The sequence below is a fragment of the Variovorax sp. 01N429 genome (assembly GCF_056399425.1).
Genome location: NZ_JBFTRG010000021.1, coordinates 38,515 through 57,290 on the forward strand (window position 1 = coordinate 38,515; position 18,776 = coordinate 57,290).

The 18,776-nt window shown below is 65.6% G+C and carries 14 protein-coding genes; 2 read left to right on the forward strand and 12 right to left on the reverse strand.

Features of this window, described 5'->3' with window-relative positions; genetic code table 11:
- Nucleotides 1-69: 69 nt before the first annotated feature.
- Nucleotides 70-2,406 carry a hypothetical protein gene (locus AC1DSF_RS26440; RefSeq protein WP_478183728.1) on the forward strand — a complete coding sequence of 779 codons (2,337 nt, stop codon included), beginning with the start codon at nucleotides 70-72 and terminating at the stop codon, nucleotides 2,404-2,406.
- Nucleotides 2,407-2,612: 206 nt separating this feature from the next.
- On the opposite strand, the gene AC1DSF_RS26445 is transcribed toward AC1DSF_RS26440, so the two are convergent.
- From AC1DSF_RS26445 to AC1DSF_RS26500, 12 genes are all read right to left on the reverse strand, one after another.
- Nucleotides 2,613-3,521 (reverse strand): malonate decarboxylase subunit epsilon, encoded by a 909-nt coding sequence (locus AC1DSF_RS26445; protein WP_478183729.1) that lies wholly within the window; start codon nucleotides 3,519-3,521, stop codon nucleotides 2,613-2,615.
- Between the two features lie 13 nt (nucleotides 3,522-3,534).
- Complete coding sequence (locus AC1DSF_RS26450; RefSeq protein ID WP_478183730.1) at nucleotides 3,535-4,407, reverse strand: triphosphoribosyl-dephospho-CoA synthase; 873 nt, start codon at nucleotides 4,405-4,407, stop codon at nucleotides 3,535-3,537.
- Nucleotides 4,404-5,090, reverse strand: coding sequence for a malonate decarboxylase holo-[acyl-carrier-protein] synthase (mdcG, locus tag AC1DSF_RS26455; RefSeq protein ID WP_478183731.1), 687 nt, complete (start codon nucleotides 5,088-5,090; stop codon nucleotides 4,404-4,406). Before mdcG ends, AC1DSF_RS26450 begins: the two co-directional genes overlap by 4 nt.
- 9 nt (nucleotides 5,091-5,099) lie before the next feature.
- Nucleotides 5,100-5,801 carry a biotin-independent malonate decarboxylase subunit gamma gene (locus AC1DSF_RS26460; RefSeq protein ID WP_478183732.1) on the reverse strand — a complete coding sequence of 234 codons (702 nt, stop codon included), beginning with the start codon at nucleotides 5,799-5,801 and terminating at the stop codon, nucleotides 5,100-5,102.
- An 11-nt stretch (nucleotides 5,802-5,812) separates the two neighbouring features.
- Nucleotides 5,813-6,691, reverse strand: a complete 879-nt coding sequence (locus AC1DSF_RS26465; RefSeq protein WP_478183733.1) for a biotin-independent malonate decarboxylase subunit beta — start codon at nucleotides 6,689-6,691, stop codon at nucleotides 5,813-5,815.
- The gene (gene mdcC, locus AC1DSF_RS26470) at nucleotides 6,688-7,032 is read right to left on the reverse strand and encodes a malonate decarboxylase acyl carrier protein (RefSeq protein ID WP_478183748.1); all 345 of its coding nucleotides are present in this window, start codon (nucleotides 7,030-7,032) and stop codon (nucleotides 6,688-6,690) included. The genes AC1DSF_RS26465 and mdcC overlap by 4 nt, the downstream gene beginning before the upstream one ends.
- A gap of 159 nt (nucleotides 7,033-7,191) precedes the next feature.
- Nucleotides 7,192-8,874: a malonate decarboxylase subunit alpha gene (gene mdcA, locus AC1DSF_RS26475; protein WP_478183734.1), complete on the reverse strand. Its 1,683-nt coding sequence runs from the start codon at nucleotides 8,872-8,874 to the stop codon at nucleotides 7,192-7,194.
- A gap of 9 nt (nucleotides 8,875-8,883) precedes the next feature.
- Complete coding sequence (gene madM, locus AC1DSF_RS26480; RefSeq protein WP_478125909.1) at nucleotides 8,884-9,648, reverse strand: malonate transporter subunit MadM; 765 nt, start codon at nucleotides 9,646-9,648, stop codon at nucleotides 8,884-8,886.
- Between the two features lie 5 nt (nucleotides 9,649-9,653).
- Entirely contained in the window at nucleotides 9,654-10,070 is a 417-nt protein-coding gene (madL, locus tag AC1DSF_RS26485) for a malonate transporter subunit MadL (RefSeq protein WP_478183735.1), read from the reverse strand.
- 159 nt (nucleotides 10,071-10,229) lie between these two features.
- The gene (locus tag AC1DSF_RS26490; protein WP_478125911.1) at nucleotides 10,230-11,144 is read right to left on the reverse strand and encodes a LysR substrate-binding domain-containing protein; all 915 of its coding nucleotides are present in this window, start codon (nucleotides 11,142-11,144) and stop codon (nucleotides 10,230-10,232) included.
- Nucleotides 11,145-11,280: 136 nt separating this feature from the next.
- Complete coding sequence (locus AC1DSF_RS26495) at nucleotides 11,281-11,787, reverse strand: HPP family protein (protein ID WP_478183736.1); 507 nt, start codon at nucleotides 11,785-11,787, stop codon at nucleotides 11,281-11,283.
- A gap of 115 nt (nucleotides 11,788-11,902) precedes the next feature.
- Nucleotides 11,903-12,058 (reverse strand): hypothetical protein, encoded by a 156-nt coding sequence (locus AC1DSF_RS26500; protein WP_478125913.1) that lies wholly within the window; start codon nucleotides 12,056-12,058, stop codon nucleotides 11,903-11,905.
- Between the two features lie 866 nt (nucleotides 12,059-12,924).
- On the opposite strand from AC1DSF_RS26500, the gene uvrA reads away from it, so the two are divergent.
- Nucleotides 12,925-18,747: an excinuclease ABC subunit UvrA gene (gene uvrA, locus AC1DSF_RS26505; RefSeq protein WP_478183749.1), complete on the forward strand. Its 5,823-nt coding sequence runs from the start codon at nucleotides 12,925-12,927 to the stop codon at nucleotides 18,745-18,747.
- The last annotated feature ends 29 nt before the right edge of the window (nucleotides 18,748-18,776 follow it).

Sequence of the window (18,776 nt, forward strand, 5' to 3'; positions counted from 1 at the left end):
TGGCGTTGTCGGTTGCCCACTCGTAGAGTGCTGTCGTTCCAGACGACACCCACGAGGAGACAAGACCCCATGCAATCGCCCGATCGAGGCCAGCCTACGGCACGCCCATCCTTATCTAGCCGCAGGCTCAAGCCCTGGACTGCGCTCGCAGGCGCCGCATTGCTTGCGGCGGTCATCGCGGGCTGCGGTGGTGGCGGGTCCAGCGCACCTTTCGACCTGAGCAGCATCCGCCCTTCGGGCAACGGAGGCAATGGCGGCAACAGCGGCGGTGGCAGCAATTCGTCGCCAACCATGCTCGCCAGCATCGACGACCAGCTGCCGGCCGACACCGCCAGCACGGCGCAGCGATGCGATTTCCTCGACGCGACGCATTGCATGCTGCCGTTTCCGAACGACTACTACACCGTGGCCGACAAGGGCACCGACACCGGTCGGCATCTGAACCTGCAGACCGCCTCGATGCCGCGCAGTGCCATCGCAGCCAATCGTCCGATCGACATCACCGAATGGAACCGCAACGACGGTTTCTCGCCAGGCGCGATGATCGTCACGCGCGTCCCCGGCATCGATCTCGCGCGCACCGGCGCTCCGATGCTGACGGATCTCTCGGCCTCTCTCAAGGCCGACGCTCCTTTCGTGCTGATCGATGCCGACACCCTGGAACAAAAGCTGATCTGGGTGGAGCTCGACAAGAACACCGTGAGCTCGCCTGACCGCCAGGCCCTCAACATCCGCGTCGCGAAGAGCCTCGACTACGGCCACCGCTACATCGTCGCCATGCGAAACCTGAAGAATGCGCAGGGCGAGACGATCGATGCCGGACCGGCATTCCGGATCTACCGCGACAGCCACGAAAGCAGCCTCGACTTCGTCAACCAGCGGCGTGCGCACATGGAAGATCTGTTCGCCACGCTGAAGAAAGCCGACGTCGCGCGCGATTCGCTTTTCCTCACGTGGGACTTCACAGTCGCTTCGCAGCGCAACTTGACCGGTCGCATGCTCGCGATCCGCGATGCGGGTTTTGCCGCGCTGACCAATGGCACGCCGGCGTTCAGAGTCACGACCAAGGTGGACTACACGCCCACGCAGAATGCGAAGGTCGCGCGCCACATCGAGGGCGTGCTCACCGTGCCGAGTTTCATCGTGACGCCCAATACCGGCACCGACATTTCCCCGGTGGCGAACGCGGTCGCACCTTATCTGCAGGGCCGCGCGCCGCTTGCTCTCGACAGCATCAAGGCCGCTTTCGCGACCATCGGCGACAGCCCTTTGCCGCTGCCTCGGTTCAACTACGCATCCGCGACGCCGGGCGTCAATGACCTGCCGGTGCGCGCCGGCAGCGCGACCATGGACGTGCCCTTCATCTGCAACATTCCGCGCGCCGCGCTCAACGCCGACGGCAGCGTGAATCCGGCGCGGATTTCGCTCTATGGACATGGCCTGTTCGGCACGCCGACAGAAGTCAACGCAGGCAACGTCACCGACATGGGCAACGAACACAACTTCGTGTTCTGCGCCACCAATTGGTACGGCTTCTCGCAGACGGAACTGATTCCCGCGGTGTTCGCGTTCTTCGATCTCTCCAATGCCCGCGTGCCCTTTGACACCACGCAGCAAGGCGTGCTCAACACACTGATGCTCGGGCGCGCGATGCAAAGTGCGCAAGGCTTCGGCAGCGACCCTGCGTTCCAGATGGGCACGGCCCAGCAGAGCGTGTTGAACACAAGCGAGCTGTTCTACGACGGCAACAGCCAAGGCGGAATCCTGGGCGGGATGCTGATGAGCGTCGCCCAGGACATTCATCGCGGCGTGCTCGGCGTGCCGGGAATGAACTACTCGCTGCTGCTCGAACGCAGCGCCGACTTCCCGCAATTTGCCTCGATGGTGTACGCGGCCTATCCAGACAGCCTGGACCAGCAGTTCATCTTCTCGCTGTGGCAGACACTTTGGGATCGGGCGGAGGCCAACGGCTACGCGCAAACGATGACCGACAAGCCGCTGCCCAACACTCCGCCGCACAAGGTGCTGATGCATGCGGCCTTCGGCGACCACCAGGTGTCGATGTGGGCGGCCGAGATCGAGGCGCGCACCATGGGTGCGAAGCTCCATTGCCCCGCGCTGGCACCCGGTCGCCATCCTGACGCCGTGCCTTACTTCCAGCTCTCGTGCATGGACAACAGCACCGGCTACGACGGATCGGCACTGGTCGTGTGGGACAGCGGCCCTGGGCGCGTCACCCCGCCGCCGCAAGACAATCTGGCGCCTTCGACGGCGAGCGACCCGCACAGCGATCCCCGCGCCACGCCGGCGGCACGGCTGCAGAAGTCGGAGTTTCTCAAGCCCGATGGCAAGGTCGTGGACACCTGCAACGGCGGGCCCTGCCACACAGCGGCCTATACGCCTTGATGAACTAGGGGTTTGACTTGCCAAGCCTGTCGATGGTCAGGCCTTGGCTGGTCTTCCCGTACCGGTTCGATCCCGGTTTCCCTCTTGGCAGCGAGTGGTGCCCGTTTTGCGGGCAATCCAGCGGCAAGCCGCATGGCGCCTCGCTTCGAGCACAGCCGTCCTCGTACAACACACAACGTTATCCACAGAAACGCGGCCGAACTTCGTCACGAGGCATGCCGTTCGATCCAGTCGATCACGCCGCGCGCGGTGCGAAATTCATCCGCCGATCGCGCCGGGATATCCGGATATTGCTGGTTCCACATGCGGGCCAGAGCCTGTCCCGGGCCGATCTCCAGCACGCAGCGGACGCCTCGCGCCGCGATGCCTTCCATGCATTCATCCCATCGCACGGTGTGATCGATTTGCGCGGCCAATGCGAGCTTGGCGTGCGCGCCGTCGCGAATGCGGCCCGTGAAGTCGCTGAGCAAGGTGGTTCGCGGTGACGCGAACGCGAAAGGCCCAGTGGCAAGCAATTCGTCGAAGGCTTTCGCAGCATCGGCCATCCACGGTGTATGCGAAGCGACGTGGACATTGAGCAGTGTGACATGGCCGCCGAGGCTCTGCGCAGATTCTGCGGCCGGCATGAGCGCCGCCTTCACTCCGCCGACGACGACACTGGCCGGGTCGTTGCGGATGGCGAGCGCCAGGCCGAACTCCGCACATAGCCGTTCCAGCGCTTTTTGTGCGAGTCCGCTGATTGCCATCAGCCCTGTGGCGCACTTGTCGGCGTCGCGGTCCATCAGTGCGGCGCGATGTTGCGCCAGGGCGATGGCGTCGCGCGGCGGGAAAACGCCCCCGGCGGAGAAGGCCGCCAGTTCACCGACGCTGTAGCCCGCGATCACGGCAGGCTCGGGCAAGGCCGGCGCGAGTTGCGACCATGCGGCAACGCCGAGTGCTGTCAGCAACAGTTGCGCATGCGCGTTGCGGCCGGCCCATGCGGGATCTTCCAGACGTTCGCGCCAATCGCGCCCAAGTGCGCGCTCGACGGTCTGCAGCGATTCGTCCTCGGTCAGCCACGGAAGCATCGCAGGATGCTGCATGCCCTGGCCCGAGAAGATCAGCGCGAAGCCCATGGACGACGGGTCTTCAGATGGTCTCGCAGACGCGGCGCATCCAGCACGCCGCGGCCAATGTGTCGGCGGCACCACCAGGCGAAAGCCGCCGCGAGACGAAGTCGCTGTGAATCTCCGATGCGGCTTCGAATCGATGGTCGCGTGCGGCGCCGCCGTCGGCGAGATACCCGCGTGCGGCGCGCTGTGCGTATTGCAGTCCGGCAAGCCCGCCGCGATGTGCGAGGTTGCTGTCGTCCAGCGTTGCCATCACGGTGAACAAGGTGTCGATGCGCGCAGGTCTTGCGCCCAACCCGCGCCGCTGTGCATCCGCGAGCGCAGGGATGGCGCTCTCGAACAGCACCGGGAATGCAAGCGCAGCCTCTTGCGAGGCACTGCGCAAGCCGTGCCGCTGCGCTGCAATGCCTCCCGGGAGTGTCGAGACACGCCGGCTGCGTGCATGCAGTGCATCACCCCAATGCCGGCGCAGCGATTCGCGCAATGCGTCGGGACTGAGCGGCACACCATCGCGAACGAGGGCGCCCGCCGAAGCGCACAGCAGGCCGAGCATGAAGATTGCGCCACGATGCGTGTTGATGCCTCCCGTGGCCGCCAACATGCATTGCTCGGCAGCGATGCCGCAACGCTCCAGCGCTTCGAAGGGCGCGTGAGCTTCGCCCAAGGCACTGATCTGCACGAAGTAGCGGCGCAGCGCGAACAGGCTGCGCATGAACGTGTGCGCATCCATGTCCGTGTGGCTGCCGCTGTCGACGAAGGACACCAGTCCCGGCTTGGGGGCGAGTTCCAGTTCGTCGTGCAACGCAAGTGTGGCGGCGCGTCCGATGTCGGTTGCGGCAAGGCATCGCTCGTGCGCCCGCTGCGCAGTGCGTCGAGTCGCGGACGTGTTCATGCGGCCATCTCCAGAACGTGCGCACGGCGGCGCAGGAAGGCCGCGTCTGCCATCGCTGCGCCATGCAAGCGCTTCACGAGCAGATGGCGCGCCCGGCCGGCGCGCCAGGCACTCCATTCGCGCCAGGCGACCGCCGTTCCGTCATCGAACACGAGCTCGCCATCGAGCCGCGGATGCCTGGGTGTCAACCGCTCCAGATGGTGAGCGACCGTGTCCGCATGATCGGCGTCGCCGACTGCGATCCATATGTCGATATCGGAGCCGTCACGCAAGTACTCCAGCCCGGTCAACAAATGCCAGCCATAGCTGCCGTACACGCGTGCGGGCGCCCCGCAGTCGGCAAGAGCGCGCTCCAGCGTGCGCCACGCCGAACGCGGTGCGCGTGGCAGGAGCGTTGCCGCTTCGGACGCACGCGGGAATTCGTCGAACCACGCGATGGCGCTGCGCGGCACATGGACGGCGATGCGCCGCCGGTCCCATCGCAGCGGGGCCGGCAAGCCGAGCGCGATCGGTGCGTCACATGACTCGTTGCACGCAGGCTGTCGTGTGACGACCAGGGGCAGTCGGTGCAGCGACCAGTGATCGATGCAGGCCTGTGCCTGCGTGTCCCATGCGCGGGCGCGAATACCGGCCCAGCCCGCGTCGGACAAGTAGACCAATCGATGGCGGCGCAGCGGCATCATGTGCGGACCTCAGGCTGCGTCCAGCACGCACTGGGTGATTGACGCGGCCAATCGCCGCCCACCGCGCTCGGCGCCGTCGACAGCGCGCACGTCTTCGCGCGGCGTGTGCGCCAGCGCATCCCGAAGGGCGGCGGGCAGGTTTCCATCCCACAGTGAGCGCACGCCGCCCATCGCGACGTAGTTCGACACGCCGGGCGCAAAGACCGGGTTCGACTGCGAGAGCGCATTGAGCATGTCCTCGGGCAACTTGGTCACGCGCGCCATCGCCGGAATGCGCATCACACGGATCTCGGCTTCGGGCAGCGCGTAGCAGCCGTCGGCGACTAGGCCCGACGTGATGAAGCCGCCGGACAGCGCCTGGTCGTACACCAGCCCGATCACGCGATGGCCCAGCCTCCGTGCCAGATCGATGCTCGCTCCGAGGTGCGCCATGGCGCGATTGATGCCGAGCAGTTCGTCGCGCCGCCGCAGTTGCTGGCCCTGCGTGTCGATCAGCAGAAGGATCGGCCGCTGCGGATGCCGGGCGATGGTGTCCAGCACCACGCGCGCCTGCGCCAATGCGAGCTTGACGCCGATCGGCGCGTGGTTCGTCGTGCCGATGACGGCGATGGGATGCCCATCGAATCGCGCAGTGCCTTGCAGGAAATCGCCGTCTGCGGTGATGCCGTGTTCGGCTCCGAAGAGCCGGGTGGCGAGAAGATTCCAGTCCATGGTTTCGGTCCTCATTGGGGAAGCAGTGCGCGCACCGCAGCCACATCCAGTTCAGGCACACGTTGGGCCTCAGGGATGCCCAGGCGCGACCACAGCGCGGTGGCATCGTCGAGTTCCGGGTCGGCAGCCGGCAGCAATTGCATGCGCGCTGCAAGCAGGGCATGTTCGTGTTCCAACGAAGCCAGCGTCACGGGCTTTGCCATGTGGATGGCATCGAGCGCAGCCTTGCGGAAGGCGGCCACGTCGTCTTCCACGAGCATGTCGCAATCGCCCGTGAGCCAGCGGTGCTTGCCACCCGTGGTGCGCCACACGAGCGCGCGATCCCGCGAGTCGTATTCCTCGACGCCATGCGATGCCTCGATCACTTCGGGGCCCGACATCGCGAGCCGCCCGACGTCGCTCATCACAATGCAGTCGGCGCAGCGCGCCACGATGCCCATGCCGCCGAAGCATCCGTTGGCGCCGCCGATCAGCACGATCACCGGCAGGCCCGCGGCGCGGACATCGAGCACGGCGCGCATGACTTCGGACACGGCGATCAACCCGGCGTTGGCCTCGTGCAGGCGCACGCCGCCCGACTCGGCCAGCAGCACCACGGCGGCTGGCCTGTCGCGCAGCGCGCGGCGCAGCAGTCCGACCAGCTTGGCACCATGCACCTCGCCGACACCGCCGCCCATGAAGGCGCCTTCCTGCGCGGCCACAAACACATCGTGCCCGCCGAGCTTGGCCCGGCCGATCGCCACGCCGTCATCGAAAGACGAGGGCACGCCGAGTTGCGCGAGATGCGGGCTGGTGTGCCGCTCGGCCGGCGGCAGCCATTCATGAAAACTGTCCGTGTCGAGCAGCAACGCGAGCCGTTCTCGCGCCGAGCATTCGGCAAAGCTGATCATGGCCGTCCTCCTTGCGCCGCAGTCGGCAATTCAGCCACGGCCTGATCGAGCCGCAAGCTGACGACGGCAGGCGTCGCACCCATGTCGTTGATGGAAATGCGAACGCCCGCCAGCGGATGGCGCTCGTGGAAGTCGCCGAGCACAGCCTCCCAGATCGGGCTGAAGCCCCGCGCCGAAGTCTCGACGCGCACCCTGCAGTCGTCGCCGGCGGACGCCTCGAGCAGCACCTCGAGGTTGCCGGACCCGACGACCCCCACCAGCACAGGCGCAAAGCCGCCTGCGGGCCGGCTGCCCGGAAAGACGAAATCGAGAGCTTCAAGCCCTGCGGGAATTGTCATGATTGATGCTCCGTGACTTTGCGCGCTGTGAGCGACGCATGAAACCGCCACAAGCGGGTCCAGAAATCCCGCGGAACCGGCTTTGCCGGGCCGCCGGGATTGCCCCCTGCAAGGGGGTGTCCGAGCCACACGAAGTGGGCGAGGCTGGGGGTGAGCTGCATGTCACCAGTTCCTGAATCGACGCGGCGGCTGGTACAGCCCGCCCGAAGCACGCACCAGGTCGCGCATGCTGCGCGCCGCCAGCAGATTGCGTGTGGCCTGGCGCGGATCGATGCCCAGGTCTTCGGGTCGGCGGATGACACCGCGATCGCGCAGGTTCTCGACCGCACGCCGGTCGCGCGCCAGCCCGACGGCGGTATAGCCGGCCACCCCACGGATCGCCTGCTCGCGCTCCGCGTCATTGCGGCACAGCAGCAGGTTCGCAATGCCTTCCTCCGTGAGGATGTGCGAGACGTCTTCGCCGTAAATCATCACGGGGGGCAACTCCATTCGCGCTTGTTCGGCGAGCTGCCAGGCATCGAGCCGCTCGACAAAGGCCGGCTGCATGTGCTCACGGAAGGTCTCCACCATCTGCACGACAAGCTTCTGTCCGCGCGGCGTTCCGGCCGCACCGGTGCGGCCGTTGCGCGCCTCGCGCCCCGCCTTGAGCCATGCCGGACTCGCGTGGCGGCGACCGCGCGCGTCGGCCCCCATGTTGGGCGCGCCTCCGAAGCCGGCGATGCGCCCCAGTGTTGCCGTCGAGCTGTTGCCGTCAAGATCGATCTGCAGCGTCGAGCCGATGAACAGGTCGCACGCGTAGTGCCCCGCCGCCTGGCACAGCGCGCGATTGCTGCGCAGGCTGCCGTCCGGCCCGGTGAAGAAGATGTCCGATCGCGCGCGGATGTAATCCTCCATGCCGAGCTCCGAGCCGAAGGAGTGCACCGATTGCACCCAGCCCGCCTCGATGGCGGGAATCAGCGCCGGGTGCGGATTCAACGCCCAGTGCTTGCCGATCTTTCCCTTGAGGCCGAGCGACTCGCCATAGGTTGGCAGCAGCAACTCGATGGCGGCGGTGTCGAAGCCGATGCCGTGGTTGAGGCGCTGCACGCCGTATTCGGCATAGATGCCCTTGATGGCCATCATTGCCATCAGCACCTGTATTTCGCTGATTTGCGCGGGGTCGCGCGTGAACAGCGGTTCGATGAAATTGGGCCGGGGCGCCTTCACGACGAAGCTCACCCAATCGGCCGGGATGTCGATGCGCGGCAGCGTGGTGGTCGCGCCGTCGACAAGCTCGTTGACCTGCGCGATGACGATGCCGCCCGAGAAGGCCGTGGCTTCGACGATCACCGGCGTGTCTTCGGTGTTGGGGCCGGTGTAGAGGTTGCCTTCGGCATCGGCCGCGTGCGCCGCCACCAGCGCCACCTGCGGCGTGAGGTCGACGAAGTAGCGCGCGAACAGTTCGAGGTAGGTGTGGATGGCGCCGATCTCGATGCGCCCTTCGGAGACCAGCTTGGCGAGCCGTGCGCCCTGCGGGCCCGAGAAGCTGAAGTCGAGTCGGGATGCGACGCCGTTCTCGAAGACGTCGAGGTGCTCTGGCAGCGCGAGAACCGACTGCACCATGTGCAGGCCATGCACCCGCGTGGGGTCGACCTGCACCAGCGCACGCGCCAGGAAGTCGGCCTGCTTTTGGTTGTTGCCTTCGAGGCAGACGCGGTCGCCAGGCTCCAGGACGGCTTCGAGCAATGTGCCGATCGCGTCGGTGGCCACGCGCTTGCCGGTGAGTTGCCTGCCAAGTGCGGCAGCCGCTCGTGCAAGACGCGCCGCTCGGTTGTCCGCCCTGGTGTTCCAGTTGATACGGTCCATGGTGAATCCTCAGCCGACCAGAGCCTTGGTGGCAAAAAACAGCAACGAGGGGCCCAGCAGGCATCCGAGACCCGTATGAAAGGTCGCGACCAGTGCGCCGTAAGGCACCAGCTTTCGGTCGGTGGCGGCAAGGCCGGCGGAAACGCCGCTGACGGTGCCCGCCAATCCACCGAAGACCATCGCCGAGCGCGGTGTCTTCAGCGCCAGGAAACGCGCCGCGATGGGTGTGCCGACCATCACGATGATGGCCTTCACCAGCCCCGTCGCGATGCTCAGCGCCATCACGTCGGGGGTCGCACCGATCGCCGCGCCGGTGACAGGGCCGACGATGTAGGTGACCGCGCCGGCGCCGATGGTGGTCATGCTCACCGCGTCCGAATAGCCGAAGCTCCACGCAATGGCGGCGCCGACGATGAAGGGCAGCACCGTGCCGAGCAGCAGCGACACCACGCCGATCAAGCCTGCCTTGCGCGCCTCGGTCGCTTGCACTTCGAAGGCCGTCGCGACGATCGCGAAGTCGCGCAGCATGGCCCCGCCCATGAGTCCGATGCCTCCGAACAGCGACATGTCGGCAATGCCCTTGTGACCGCCCGTTTGCGTGCCGCCCCAGTAGGCGAGCGCCAGGCCGATCACGATCGCGATGGCCGAGCCATGCACGCGGCCGAAGGTCAGCCGGCGCGAGATCTGGCCCGAGAGCAGGATGATCAGCCCGACCACTGCGAAGGCCGTCACGAGGCCGTTCTGGATGGCGGCTTTTTCGAGGATTTCGATCATGTCCGTCACTCCGCTTCGGTCAGCAAGGGGTTGTCATGCAGCATGGGAATGCTCTCGGCCTCGACATCGGGCCGTTCGGAGCGGTTGATCACCGCGATGACGCAGGCGCAGACCGCAACCGCTGCAATGGCCGAAAGCACCGCGACCGGGCCGCCGCGCAAGGCGGACACCATGTCCTGCTGCGCCGCCATGGCGACGACGACAGGGATGTACATCGCCCCCCAGTACTCCACCCCGAGTTCCGTCAGCTTGGGCAGCATGTTTCGCTTCTGCATGTAGATGCGCGCGAAGATCAGCAGCAGCATCGCGATGCCGACGCCGCCGACATTGGTCTTGACGCCAAGCAACTGTCCCAGCAGATCGCCGAGAAAGATGCCCAGCAGGTGGCACAAGGCCAGCAGGGCGGTACCGAGAATGATCATGCGGTTGTCTCCTTGTTTGCGCCGCTTGAAGTTGCTGCGCTATGGAGACGAAAGGTACCGGCGCCCTTCTGTGCAATCAATTAAGGAGGGTTCGCGATGCTTACGCTGCGCGAAACGGTCGCGGGTAAACCCTGCAGCGACGATGTCGCGGGGACGCGCTCAGGAGAGCTCGGTTTTCGATGTGCGGCAGACCGCCAGCAGGGCCAGGAGATTGGGATCGCGCTCGCGGGTGCGCAGGAAGTTCACTGCAATGGTCTGCCGCACGAGATACCGCGCCTGCAATGGAATCAATCGCACGTTGGGCGGCAGTGCGCCGCGGACGCGCCCGGGCAGCAAGGTGAACCCCACGCCGCCGCTCACGAGATTCATCAGCGAGAAGATGTCGCCCGTCTTCATCACCACGTCGGGCGTGAAGTCGGCAATGCGAAAGGATTCCATGAAGCCGCTGTACGTGATGAAGCCTTCCGACAGGCTGACAAAGCGTTCCTGCGCGCAAGCGCCGAGATCGATTTCAGCCATCTCCGCATAGCGGGAGCCGAGCGGCGCGGCGAAGAAGATGTCGTCTTCGAAGAGCGGCTCCGACTCCACATCGGACGCTTCCCCGGGGATGGCCATCAACACGGCGTCGACCGCGCCATCGCGCAGCTTCTGCAGCAGGTCGGCGTTCGAGCCCAGGACGAGTTCGGTGTGAAGGTCGGGCTTGCGCAGCTTCATCGCCATGATGACCTTCGGAACGGTCCGGCTCGTGAGCGAATAGAGCGATCCGATGCGGATGCGGTCGGCCGAGTAGCCCGCGACCTCGCGTGTCGCACGGATGCCGTCCGACATCGTGCGCAGCACCTCGCGCGCAACGTCTGCGAGCGCCTTGGCGGCGTCGGTGGGGAGCAAATTGCGCCCTTCGAGCCGGAACAGCGCGCAGCGGGCACCCGTCTCCAGCGAGTGCAGCGCCCGATGCACGCTCACGGTGCTGGTGTCCAGGCGCTCGGCGGTGCGCGCGAGATTCCCTGTCTCCATGAACACAAGCAGGATCTCCAGCTTCCGGAAGGTGATTTCTTCGTCGACGAGGTAGGTCATGTGTGTCCGCGTGTAAGTGCGCCCGTGCGTTGTCGGGCGAGGCCCTGCACGGTAGCGCAGTAGAAGCCCCGCGCGGCGAGCAACCTTGCGCCGCCGCAGGCAAGCCCCTTTATGTCTTCCTAGGGCGAAGCCGCGATCACCAGTACTTTGGATACCGATCTGTTCGAGTCACGTTGTTGTACACAAGCGCGAAGGCCACGATGCAGATCGCGCCGACCAGCGTGGGGAAGAGCAGAAAACCCCATCCGGGGTCACCCAGGAACGCAATGACGGGATTCGATCCGGCCGGCGGATGTACGGTGCGTGTGACCATCATCAGCGCGATGGCCGTTCCGACCGCGATGGAAACTGACCACCACTGCGCCCCGAACATCTGCATGCAAACCAGTCCGACGAGTGAGCTGAGGAAGTGGCCAACAACGACGTTTCGAGGCTGGGAAAAGGGCGCTTCGGGATAGCCGAACACCAGGACGCACGATGCGCCGAAGGACCCAAGCACCATTGCCACGGTCAACCAATTGGTCAAGCAGGCCAGGATGGCAATGATCAGAAAACCGCCTAACCAGGCGAATGCCAACGCCTTCGTCGAGGGCCGAGGCGGCAAAGGGGAGCTGTCGCCCTTGAGTTTTTTCAGAAGAATCATGTTTGCTACGTTTCCTACAAGTGGTTCCGCTCGAATGCGACTCGGCATCGAGAAAAATGGTGGAGTGGAAGTCGCGACGCTGATCGGCGACGGACTTGGATGGTGTTAGCAGGCTCTAGGCTTCATTGCCTGCGGCGGTGTGATCGACGCCTTGCGCATGCCGCAGTGATGCGCACAAGGCGTCGACGCACTGTCGCGAGTGCCGTGCATTGATATCCAGTGCGCTGGTGAAAAAGAAGGCGCCCGTGGTGAGTTCAGCGACGGCTCGCATCGATCCGTTGCGCGAACCGAAGCGTCTATCACCTCGTAGCAAGCTGGATCGATCTTGTTTCCCCGAGCCAATCCGGCACGATCGAACCGTCGGCGCTACGACCTGACAGGAATCCCCACAAGGCGGCATGTCGTGGAGCTTTCGGCGTAGATGGTCTCGTCGGGGCCATACAAACTCGCCTCGCCAAACGCATCTCGCCCCTCTGTGCATGTGAGCCGAACTTCGACGCGCACGCGCGACGTTTTCAGTGTCAGGAACTGTCGATACCCGATGTCGAGGCCACTTGTTGAGTACGCTTGGCCTGGAGGCAGTGAAGACAGAACGGCGCAGCCGAACGCCGAGTCGGGGATGGAGCCGATCCATCCTCCCTGAATGGCGCCCATCGGATTGAGTTGGCCGTACGTGGGGGGCAGCCTTGATCGCGAAGAAGCTTAGCGATTTCGCGCACTCGGCGTACGGCAACTCTCCGCCCATCATTTGCTGCATAACCTCAAGTCCGGATTTGCCGGCGAGTTCTTCGGGGTGCGCGATGGCAGAGCCCCGACCTCTTTGCAGACGTTCGAGAACGGCCTGCTCATCTGCGATCCAATGTTGAAGCGTTTCTTCTGGTGTCATGTGAACTCCCTGGTTATTTGTTGCGAAAAGCCCGCCGTCCTTCAAACGTGAGGCGGGCATTTGTAGGGTACGCGATCAAAGCCGCCTGCAAATGCGTGTGAATCTGCCTACAACCTGGCCGCCCCAGCCTGTTCTGCTGCAATGCCGTCCTCGCCAGAGATGCCCCTGCATGACCGTGCGCGTTAGGCCACCGCCGCAAGCGAAAGCCTCGCCAGGTTCCTAGAATGTCTGCCCCACCCCGCAAGGCATTCATGACACAGGGCTTCATCCGGATTCGCGGTGCACGTCAGCACAACCTCCAGAACCTCGATCTCGACATCCGCACCGGCGAGATGACGGTGGTCACCGGCCCGAGCGGTTCCGGCAAGTCGAGCCTGGTGTTCGACACGCTCTACGCGGAAGGCCAGCGGCGGTACGTGGAGACTTTCTCGGCCTACGCCCGACAGTTCCTGGACCGAATGGACAAGCCCGCCGTCGACAAAGTCGAAGGAGTGCCGCCCGCCATTGCCATCGACCAGACCAATCCGGTGCGATCGTCCCGCTCCACCGTGGGCACGATGACGGAGCTGAACGACCATCTGAAGCTGCTCTTCGCGCGTGCCGCGCAGCTTTTCGACCGCGAGACCGCGCTGGCGGTGCGGCACGATTCGCCGGATTCGATCTACGCCGAACTGGTCTCTCGCGCTGCCGCGGCAGGCGATCCGCGCGTGGTGCTGACCTTTCCGGTCGAACTGCCCGCCAGCACTTCGGCCGAGGAAGTCACGCAATGGCTGTCCGCCAGCGGCTTCACGCGGGTGCAGGCCGAGCGCGATGTTGCAACGCCGACGGGGCCACGCAAAGTGCTCGACGTCGTGGCTGATCGCTTTCGCATGGCCGGGGCCGAGAGAGCCCGTGTCGTCGAAGCCATCGAGGTGGCCCTCAAGCGCGGCAGTGGGCGGCTCACGGTCTATGCCTTGTCCGGCGATGAAGGCGCTGCGCCCGATGTCTGGAAGTTCTCCACCGGCCTGCATTGCCCCGAGAGCGACATTCGCTATGGCGATCCGCTGCCGTCGATGTTCTCTTTCAACTCGGCAGTGGGTGCGTGCGAAACCTGCCGCGGATTCGGCCGGGTAATCGGCGTCGATCTCGGGCTGGTGATTCCGAACGACAAGCTCACGCTGCGCGCAGGTGCGATCAAGACGATCCAGACGCCAGCATGGAAAGAGGCGCAGGACGACCTCATGCGTCACGCGGAGGCCGCCGGCATTCCGCGCGACACGCCCTGGAACAAGCTGACCGACGAACAGAAGCACTGGGTGATCGAAGGCACGCCCAACTACAAGGAAGGCAACTGGAACAAGCAGTGGTATGGCGTGCGCCGCTTCTTCGGCTACCTGGAGAGCAAGGCGTACAAGATGCACATCCGGGTGCTCTTGTCGAAGTACCGCAGCTACACCCCATGCCCGACCTGTGCGGGCGCGCGGCTCAAGCTCGACAGCCTGCTGTGGCGCATCGGCAGCAAGCAGGACGCCGACGCCGTGCTCGACCCCGCGAAGCGCTTCATGCCAGTTGGCACCAAATGGTCGCGGGCGCAACTCGAAGCACTTCCGGGCCTGTGCCTGCATGACCTCATGCTGCTGCCCATCGAGCGCCTGCGGCGCTTCTTCGACGGCATCGAAAGCCACCGCCATGGCAATGGCAGCACGGCGAGCGACGGCGATGTGCAGGCGCTCAAGCTGTTGTTCGAAGAGATCACGACGCGCTTGCGCTATCTGCACGACGTCGGCATCGGCTACCTCACGCTCGACCGCCAGAGCCGAACGCTGAGCGGCGGTGAAGTGCAGCGCATCAACCTCACGACGGCGCTCGGCACGTCGTTGGTCAACACGCTCTTCGTGCTCGACGAGCCCAGCATCGGACTGCATCCGCGCGACATGAACCGCATCACCGAGGCGATGCTGCGCCTGCGGGACGCGGGCAACACGCTCGTCGTCGTGGAGCACGACCCCGCGGTCATGCTGGCTGCCGATCGCGTGATCGACATGGGCCCCGGCCCGGGCGTGCGCGGCGGGCAAGTGGTGTTCGACGGCAGCACCGACGCGCTGCGCGATGCCGACACGCTCACCGGCCAATACCTCGGCGGACGCAAGCAGATCGGCATGGCCTTTCGCCGCATGGTGAGCGAGAACACGCCGCGCCTCATCCTGGAGGGCGTGCGCGAGCACAACCTGCAGAACGTGACGGTCGAGCTGCCGTTGTCGCGGCTGGTGTGCATCACCGGCGTGAGCGGTTCGGGCAAGTCGACGCTGGTGCAGGACGTGCTCGCACCGGCGCTGATGCGGCACTTCGGCAGGGCGACCGAATCGCCGGGCGCGCACGACCGCCTGCTGGGCGCCGATCACCTGAGCGATGTGGTCTTTGTCGACCAGTCGCCGATCGGCAAGACGGCGCGCTCCAATCCCGCGAGCTATGTCGGTGCGTGGGATGCCATCCGCGAAATTTTTGCGACGGCGGCGCTCTCGCGGCAGCGGGGCTACACCGCATCGAAGTTCAGCTTCAACAGCGGCGACGGACGCTGCCCAACCTGCGGGGGCTCGGGCTTCGAGCACGTCGAGATGCAGTTTCTCTCCGACGTCTATCTTCGCTGCCCCGATTGCGACGGCAAGCGCTATCGGCCGGAGATTCTTGAAGTCACCATCGAGCGTGGCGGCCGCAGCGTCAACGTGGCGGATGTGCTAGATCTCACCGTCGCGGAAGCGGCCGCGGCGTTTGGGGCCGACCGGGACGTGCTGCGGACGCTGCAGCCCATCGTCGACGTGGGGCTCGACTATGTGAAGCTCGGCCAGCCGGTGCCCACGCTGAGTGGGGGCGAGGCGCAGCGGCTCAAGCTCGCGGGCTTTCTGGCCGAAGCTGCGAAGAGCGGTAGCGCAAGCAAGCAACCGCTCGCGCGCAAGGGGACGCTGTTTCTTTTCGACGAGCCCACGACCGGCCTGCACTTCGATGACATCGCACGCCTGATGCGGGCCTTGCGCAAGCTGCTCGATGCCGGGCATTCGCTGGTCGTGATCGAACATAACCTCGACGTGATCCGCGCCAGCGACTGGCTGATCGACCTGGGGCCCGAAGGCGGCGAGGGCGGCGGGCAGATCGTCGCGGTCGGCACGCCCGAGCAGGTGCGCGAGAACCGTGCGTCCCTCACCGGCGCGGCCCTTGCGGATTACGAACTGGCCATCGGACCGGGCGCCTACAAGGTGGCCGAGCGCGCAGCCCGGTCGTATGCAGCGCGCGCGCAACCGGCGCCCGGCCGGGAAGCGATCCAGATCGTGAATGCGCGGGAGCACAACCTCAAGCATCTCTCGGTCGACATCCCGCGGGGCAAGTTCAGCGTGGTGACCGGTGTCAGCGGCTCGGGCAAGTCCACCTTGGCCTTCGACATCCTTTTCAACGAAGGTCAGCGGCGTTATCTCGAATCGCTGAACGCCTATGCGCGCAGCATCGTGCAACCCGCAGGCCGTCCGGAAGTGGATGCCGTGTATGGCATTCCGCCGACAGTCGCGATCGAGCAGCGCCTGTCGCGCGGCGGTCGCAAGAGCACGGTCGGCACGACCACGGAGGTGTGGCACTTCCTGCGTCTGCTGTACGTCAAGCTCGGCATCCAGCATTGCATTCACGATGGCTCCGCCGTGCAGCCGCAAACGCCGGACAGCATCGCCGCGCAGTTGCTGAAGAACTTCAAGGGCCAGCACATCGGGCTGCTTGCGCCGCTGGTGAGCAATCGCAAGGGCGTCTACACCGAACTCGCCGACTGGGCGCGTCCACGTGGCTATACGCATCTGCGGGTGGATGGCGCGTTCTTGCCGACGACGAACTTCCCGCGCATCGATCGTTTCAAGGAGCACAGCATCGAGCTGCCCGTGGCAAGCCTGGATGTGCTGCCTTCGCAGGAGACGGAGCTGCGCCAGGCGCTCACGCGCGCGCTGGAACACGGCAAGGGCGTGGTGCATGTGCTGAGCGATCTCACAGGCCTGCGTGGCGCGATGATGGCGGGGGCGCCGACCAACGGCATCGGACGCGCGCACGTGTTCTCGACACTGCGTGCGTGCCCGGTTTGCAGCACCAGCTATGCGGAACTCGATCCGCGCCTGTTCTCGTACAACAGCAAGCATGGTTGGTGCCCGGACTGCGTGGGAACCGGCGTGAAGCTCACGAAGGAGCAGCGCAAGGTCTACGACGATTCGGTGATGGCTGACGACCAGAAGGGGCGCGAGCAAACCTTTGCCGAGCCCGAGGCTGAAGACGTGGGCGATGTGGTGTGCCCGACTTGCGAAGGCACACGGCTCAATGCAACGGCGCGCGCGGTGAGCTTCGGAGGGTCGGAAGCGGTCGGCGTGAGCGGCATCGGCATCACCGAGATTGCGCGCATGAGCGTGAGTGACATCCGCGTGTGGTTCGAAGGCTTGAAGCTCTCCGGCCGTGAGGCCGAGATCGCGCGCGACCTGGTTCCCGAGATCAAGAGCCGGCTCGAATTCCTCGAAGAGGTGGGGCTGGGCTATCTCACGCTTGACCGCGGCGCGCCGACGTTGAGCGGCGGCGAGGCGCAGCGCATTCGCCTCGCGGCGCAACTCGGCAGCAACCTGCAAGGCGTCTGCTACGTGCTCGACGAGCCCACCATCGGCCTGCATGCGCGGGACAACCAGATCCTGCTCGACGCGCTCCACAAGCTGGGCGACAAGGGCAATACGCTGGTGGTCGTGGAGCACGACGAGGACACGATTCGCCGCGCCGATCACATCATCGACATCGGTCCGAGTGCGGGCAAGCGCGGCGGCCGGCTGGTGGCGGAGGGCACAGTTTCCGACATCCAGAACGCGGGCGATTCGCAGACGGGCCGCTATCTGCGCAACGCGATCAAGCATCCGCTGCAGGCGCGGCGCCTGGTGCCGCCGCCAGAGCCGGGTGCGCCGGATTGGCTCTCGGTGCGCGGAGCCGATCTTCACAACCTCAAGGACGTGACGGTGACACTGCCGCTGCGGCGCCTGGTGGCGGTGACGGGTGTCAGCGGTTCCGGCAAGTCGACGCTGGCGCGCGACGTGTTGCTGGCCAACGTGTATGCGGTGGTGGTGCAGCGGATGACCAAGGCCGGCCGTGATGCGGACGCTGCCGGCAAGCATCCCGCATGGTCAGGATGCAGCTCGGTCGAAGGCTACGAGACGATCGACCGCGTGCTCGAAGTCGACCAGACGCCCATCGGCAAGACCCCGCGCAGTTGCCCGGCGACCTACATCGGCTTCTGGGACACCATCCGCAAGCTGTTTGCCGACACGCTCGAGGCCAAGGCGCGCGGCTACGGGCCGGCGCGCTTCAGTTTCAACACCGGCGAAGGCCGCTGCCCCGGCTGCGACGGCGCGGGCGTGCGCACCATCGAGATGAGCTTCCTGCCTGACGTGAAGGTGCCTTGCGAGGTTTGCCATGGTGCGCGCTTCAATCCCGAGACGCTGGCGGTGAGCTGGCGCGGCAAGAGCATCGGCGATGTCCTGCAGATGGAAGTCGATGAAGCGGTCGAGTTCTTCGCTTCGATGCCCAACATCAGCCATCCGCTGCAGTTGCTCAAGGACGTGGGGTTGGGCTATCTCACGCTGGGCCAGCCGTCGCCGACGCTGTCTGGCGGCGAGGCGCAGCGCATCAAGCTCGTGACCGAACTCAGCAAGGTGCGCGACGACGTCACCCGGCGCGGCAACAAGGCGCCGCACACGCTGTATGTGCTTGACGAGCCGACGGTCGGCCTGCACATGGCCGACGTCGAAAAGCTGATCCACGTGCTGCACCGCCTGGTGAATGGCGGGCACAGCGTGATCGTCATCGAACACGACCTGGACGTGATTGCGGAGGCCGACTGGCTGATCGACCTGGGTCCGGAAGGCGGCAATGCGGGCGGGCGCGTCGTGGCCGCTGCGCCGCCGGAAGAAGTGGTGAAACTGGGCACGCACACCGGGGTCGCGCTTGCGCCGGTGCTGGCGCGGTCGCGTGAGGCGCATGTCGTGCTGACCTTGCCCGTGCAGGAGTCCGAGCCGGTGGCGGCGCGGCGCGAGGCATAGGACATGCTCACGATCTACAACGAACGAAT

Coding starts and splice junctions, on each gene's coding strand:
- AC1DSF_RS26445 (WP_478183729.1), bottom strand. CDS start 3,521: ATGGGCTTCGCGCTGATCTTCTCGGGCCAGGGCATGCAGCATCCTGCG.
- mdcA (WP_478183734.1), bottom strand. CDS start 8,874: ATGGACCGTATCAACTGGAACACCAGGGCGGACAACCGAGCGGCGCGT.
- AC1DSF_RS26495 (WP_478183736.1), bottom strand. CDS start 11,787: ATGATTCTTCTGAAAAAACTCAAGGGCGACAGCTCCCCTTTGCCGCCT.
- AC1DSF_RS26440 (WP_478183728.1), top strand. CDS start 70: ATGCAATCGCCCGATCGAGGCCAGCCTACGGCACGCCCATCCTTATCT.
- AC1DSF_RS26450 (WP_478183730.1), bottom strand. CDS start 4,407: ATGAACACGTCCGCGACTCGACGCACTGCGCAGCGGGCGCACGAGCGA.
- mdcG (WP_478183731.1), bottom strand. CDS start 5,090: ATGATGCCGCTGCGCCGCCATCGATTGGTCTACTTGTCCGACGCGGGC.
- AC1DSF_RS26460 (WP_478183732.1), bottom strand. CDS start 5,801: ATGGACTGGAATCTTCTCGCCACCCGGCTCTTCGGAGCCGAACACGGC.
- madL (WP_478183735.1), bottom strand. CDS start 10,070: ATGATCATTCTCGGTACCGCCCTGCTGGCCTTGTGCCACCTGCTGGGC.
- AC1DSF_RS26490 (WP_478125911.1), bottom strand. CDS start 11,144: ATGACCTACCTCGTCGACGAAGAAATCACCTTCCGGAAGCTGGAGATC.
- madM (WP_478125909.1), bottom strand. CDS start 9,648: ATGATCGAAATCCTCGAAAAAGCCGCCATCCAGAACGGCCTCGTGACG.
- uvrA (WP_478183749.1), top strand. CDS start 12,925: ATGACACAGGGCTTCATCCGGATTCGCGGTGCACGTCAGCACAACCTC.
- AC1DSF_RS26465 (WP_478183733.1), bottom strand. CDS start 6,691: ATGATCAGCTTTGCCGAATGCTCGGCGCGAGAACGGCTCGCGTTGCTG.
- AC1DSF_RS26500 (WP_478125913.1), bottom strand. CDS start 12,058: ATGCGAGCCGTCGCTGAACTCACCACGGGCGCCTTCTTTTTCACCAGC.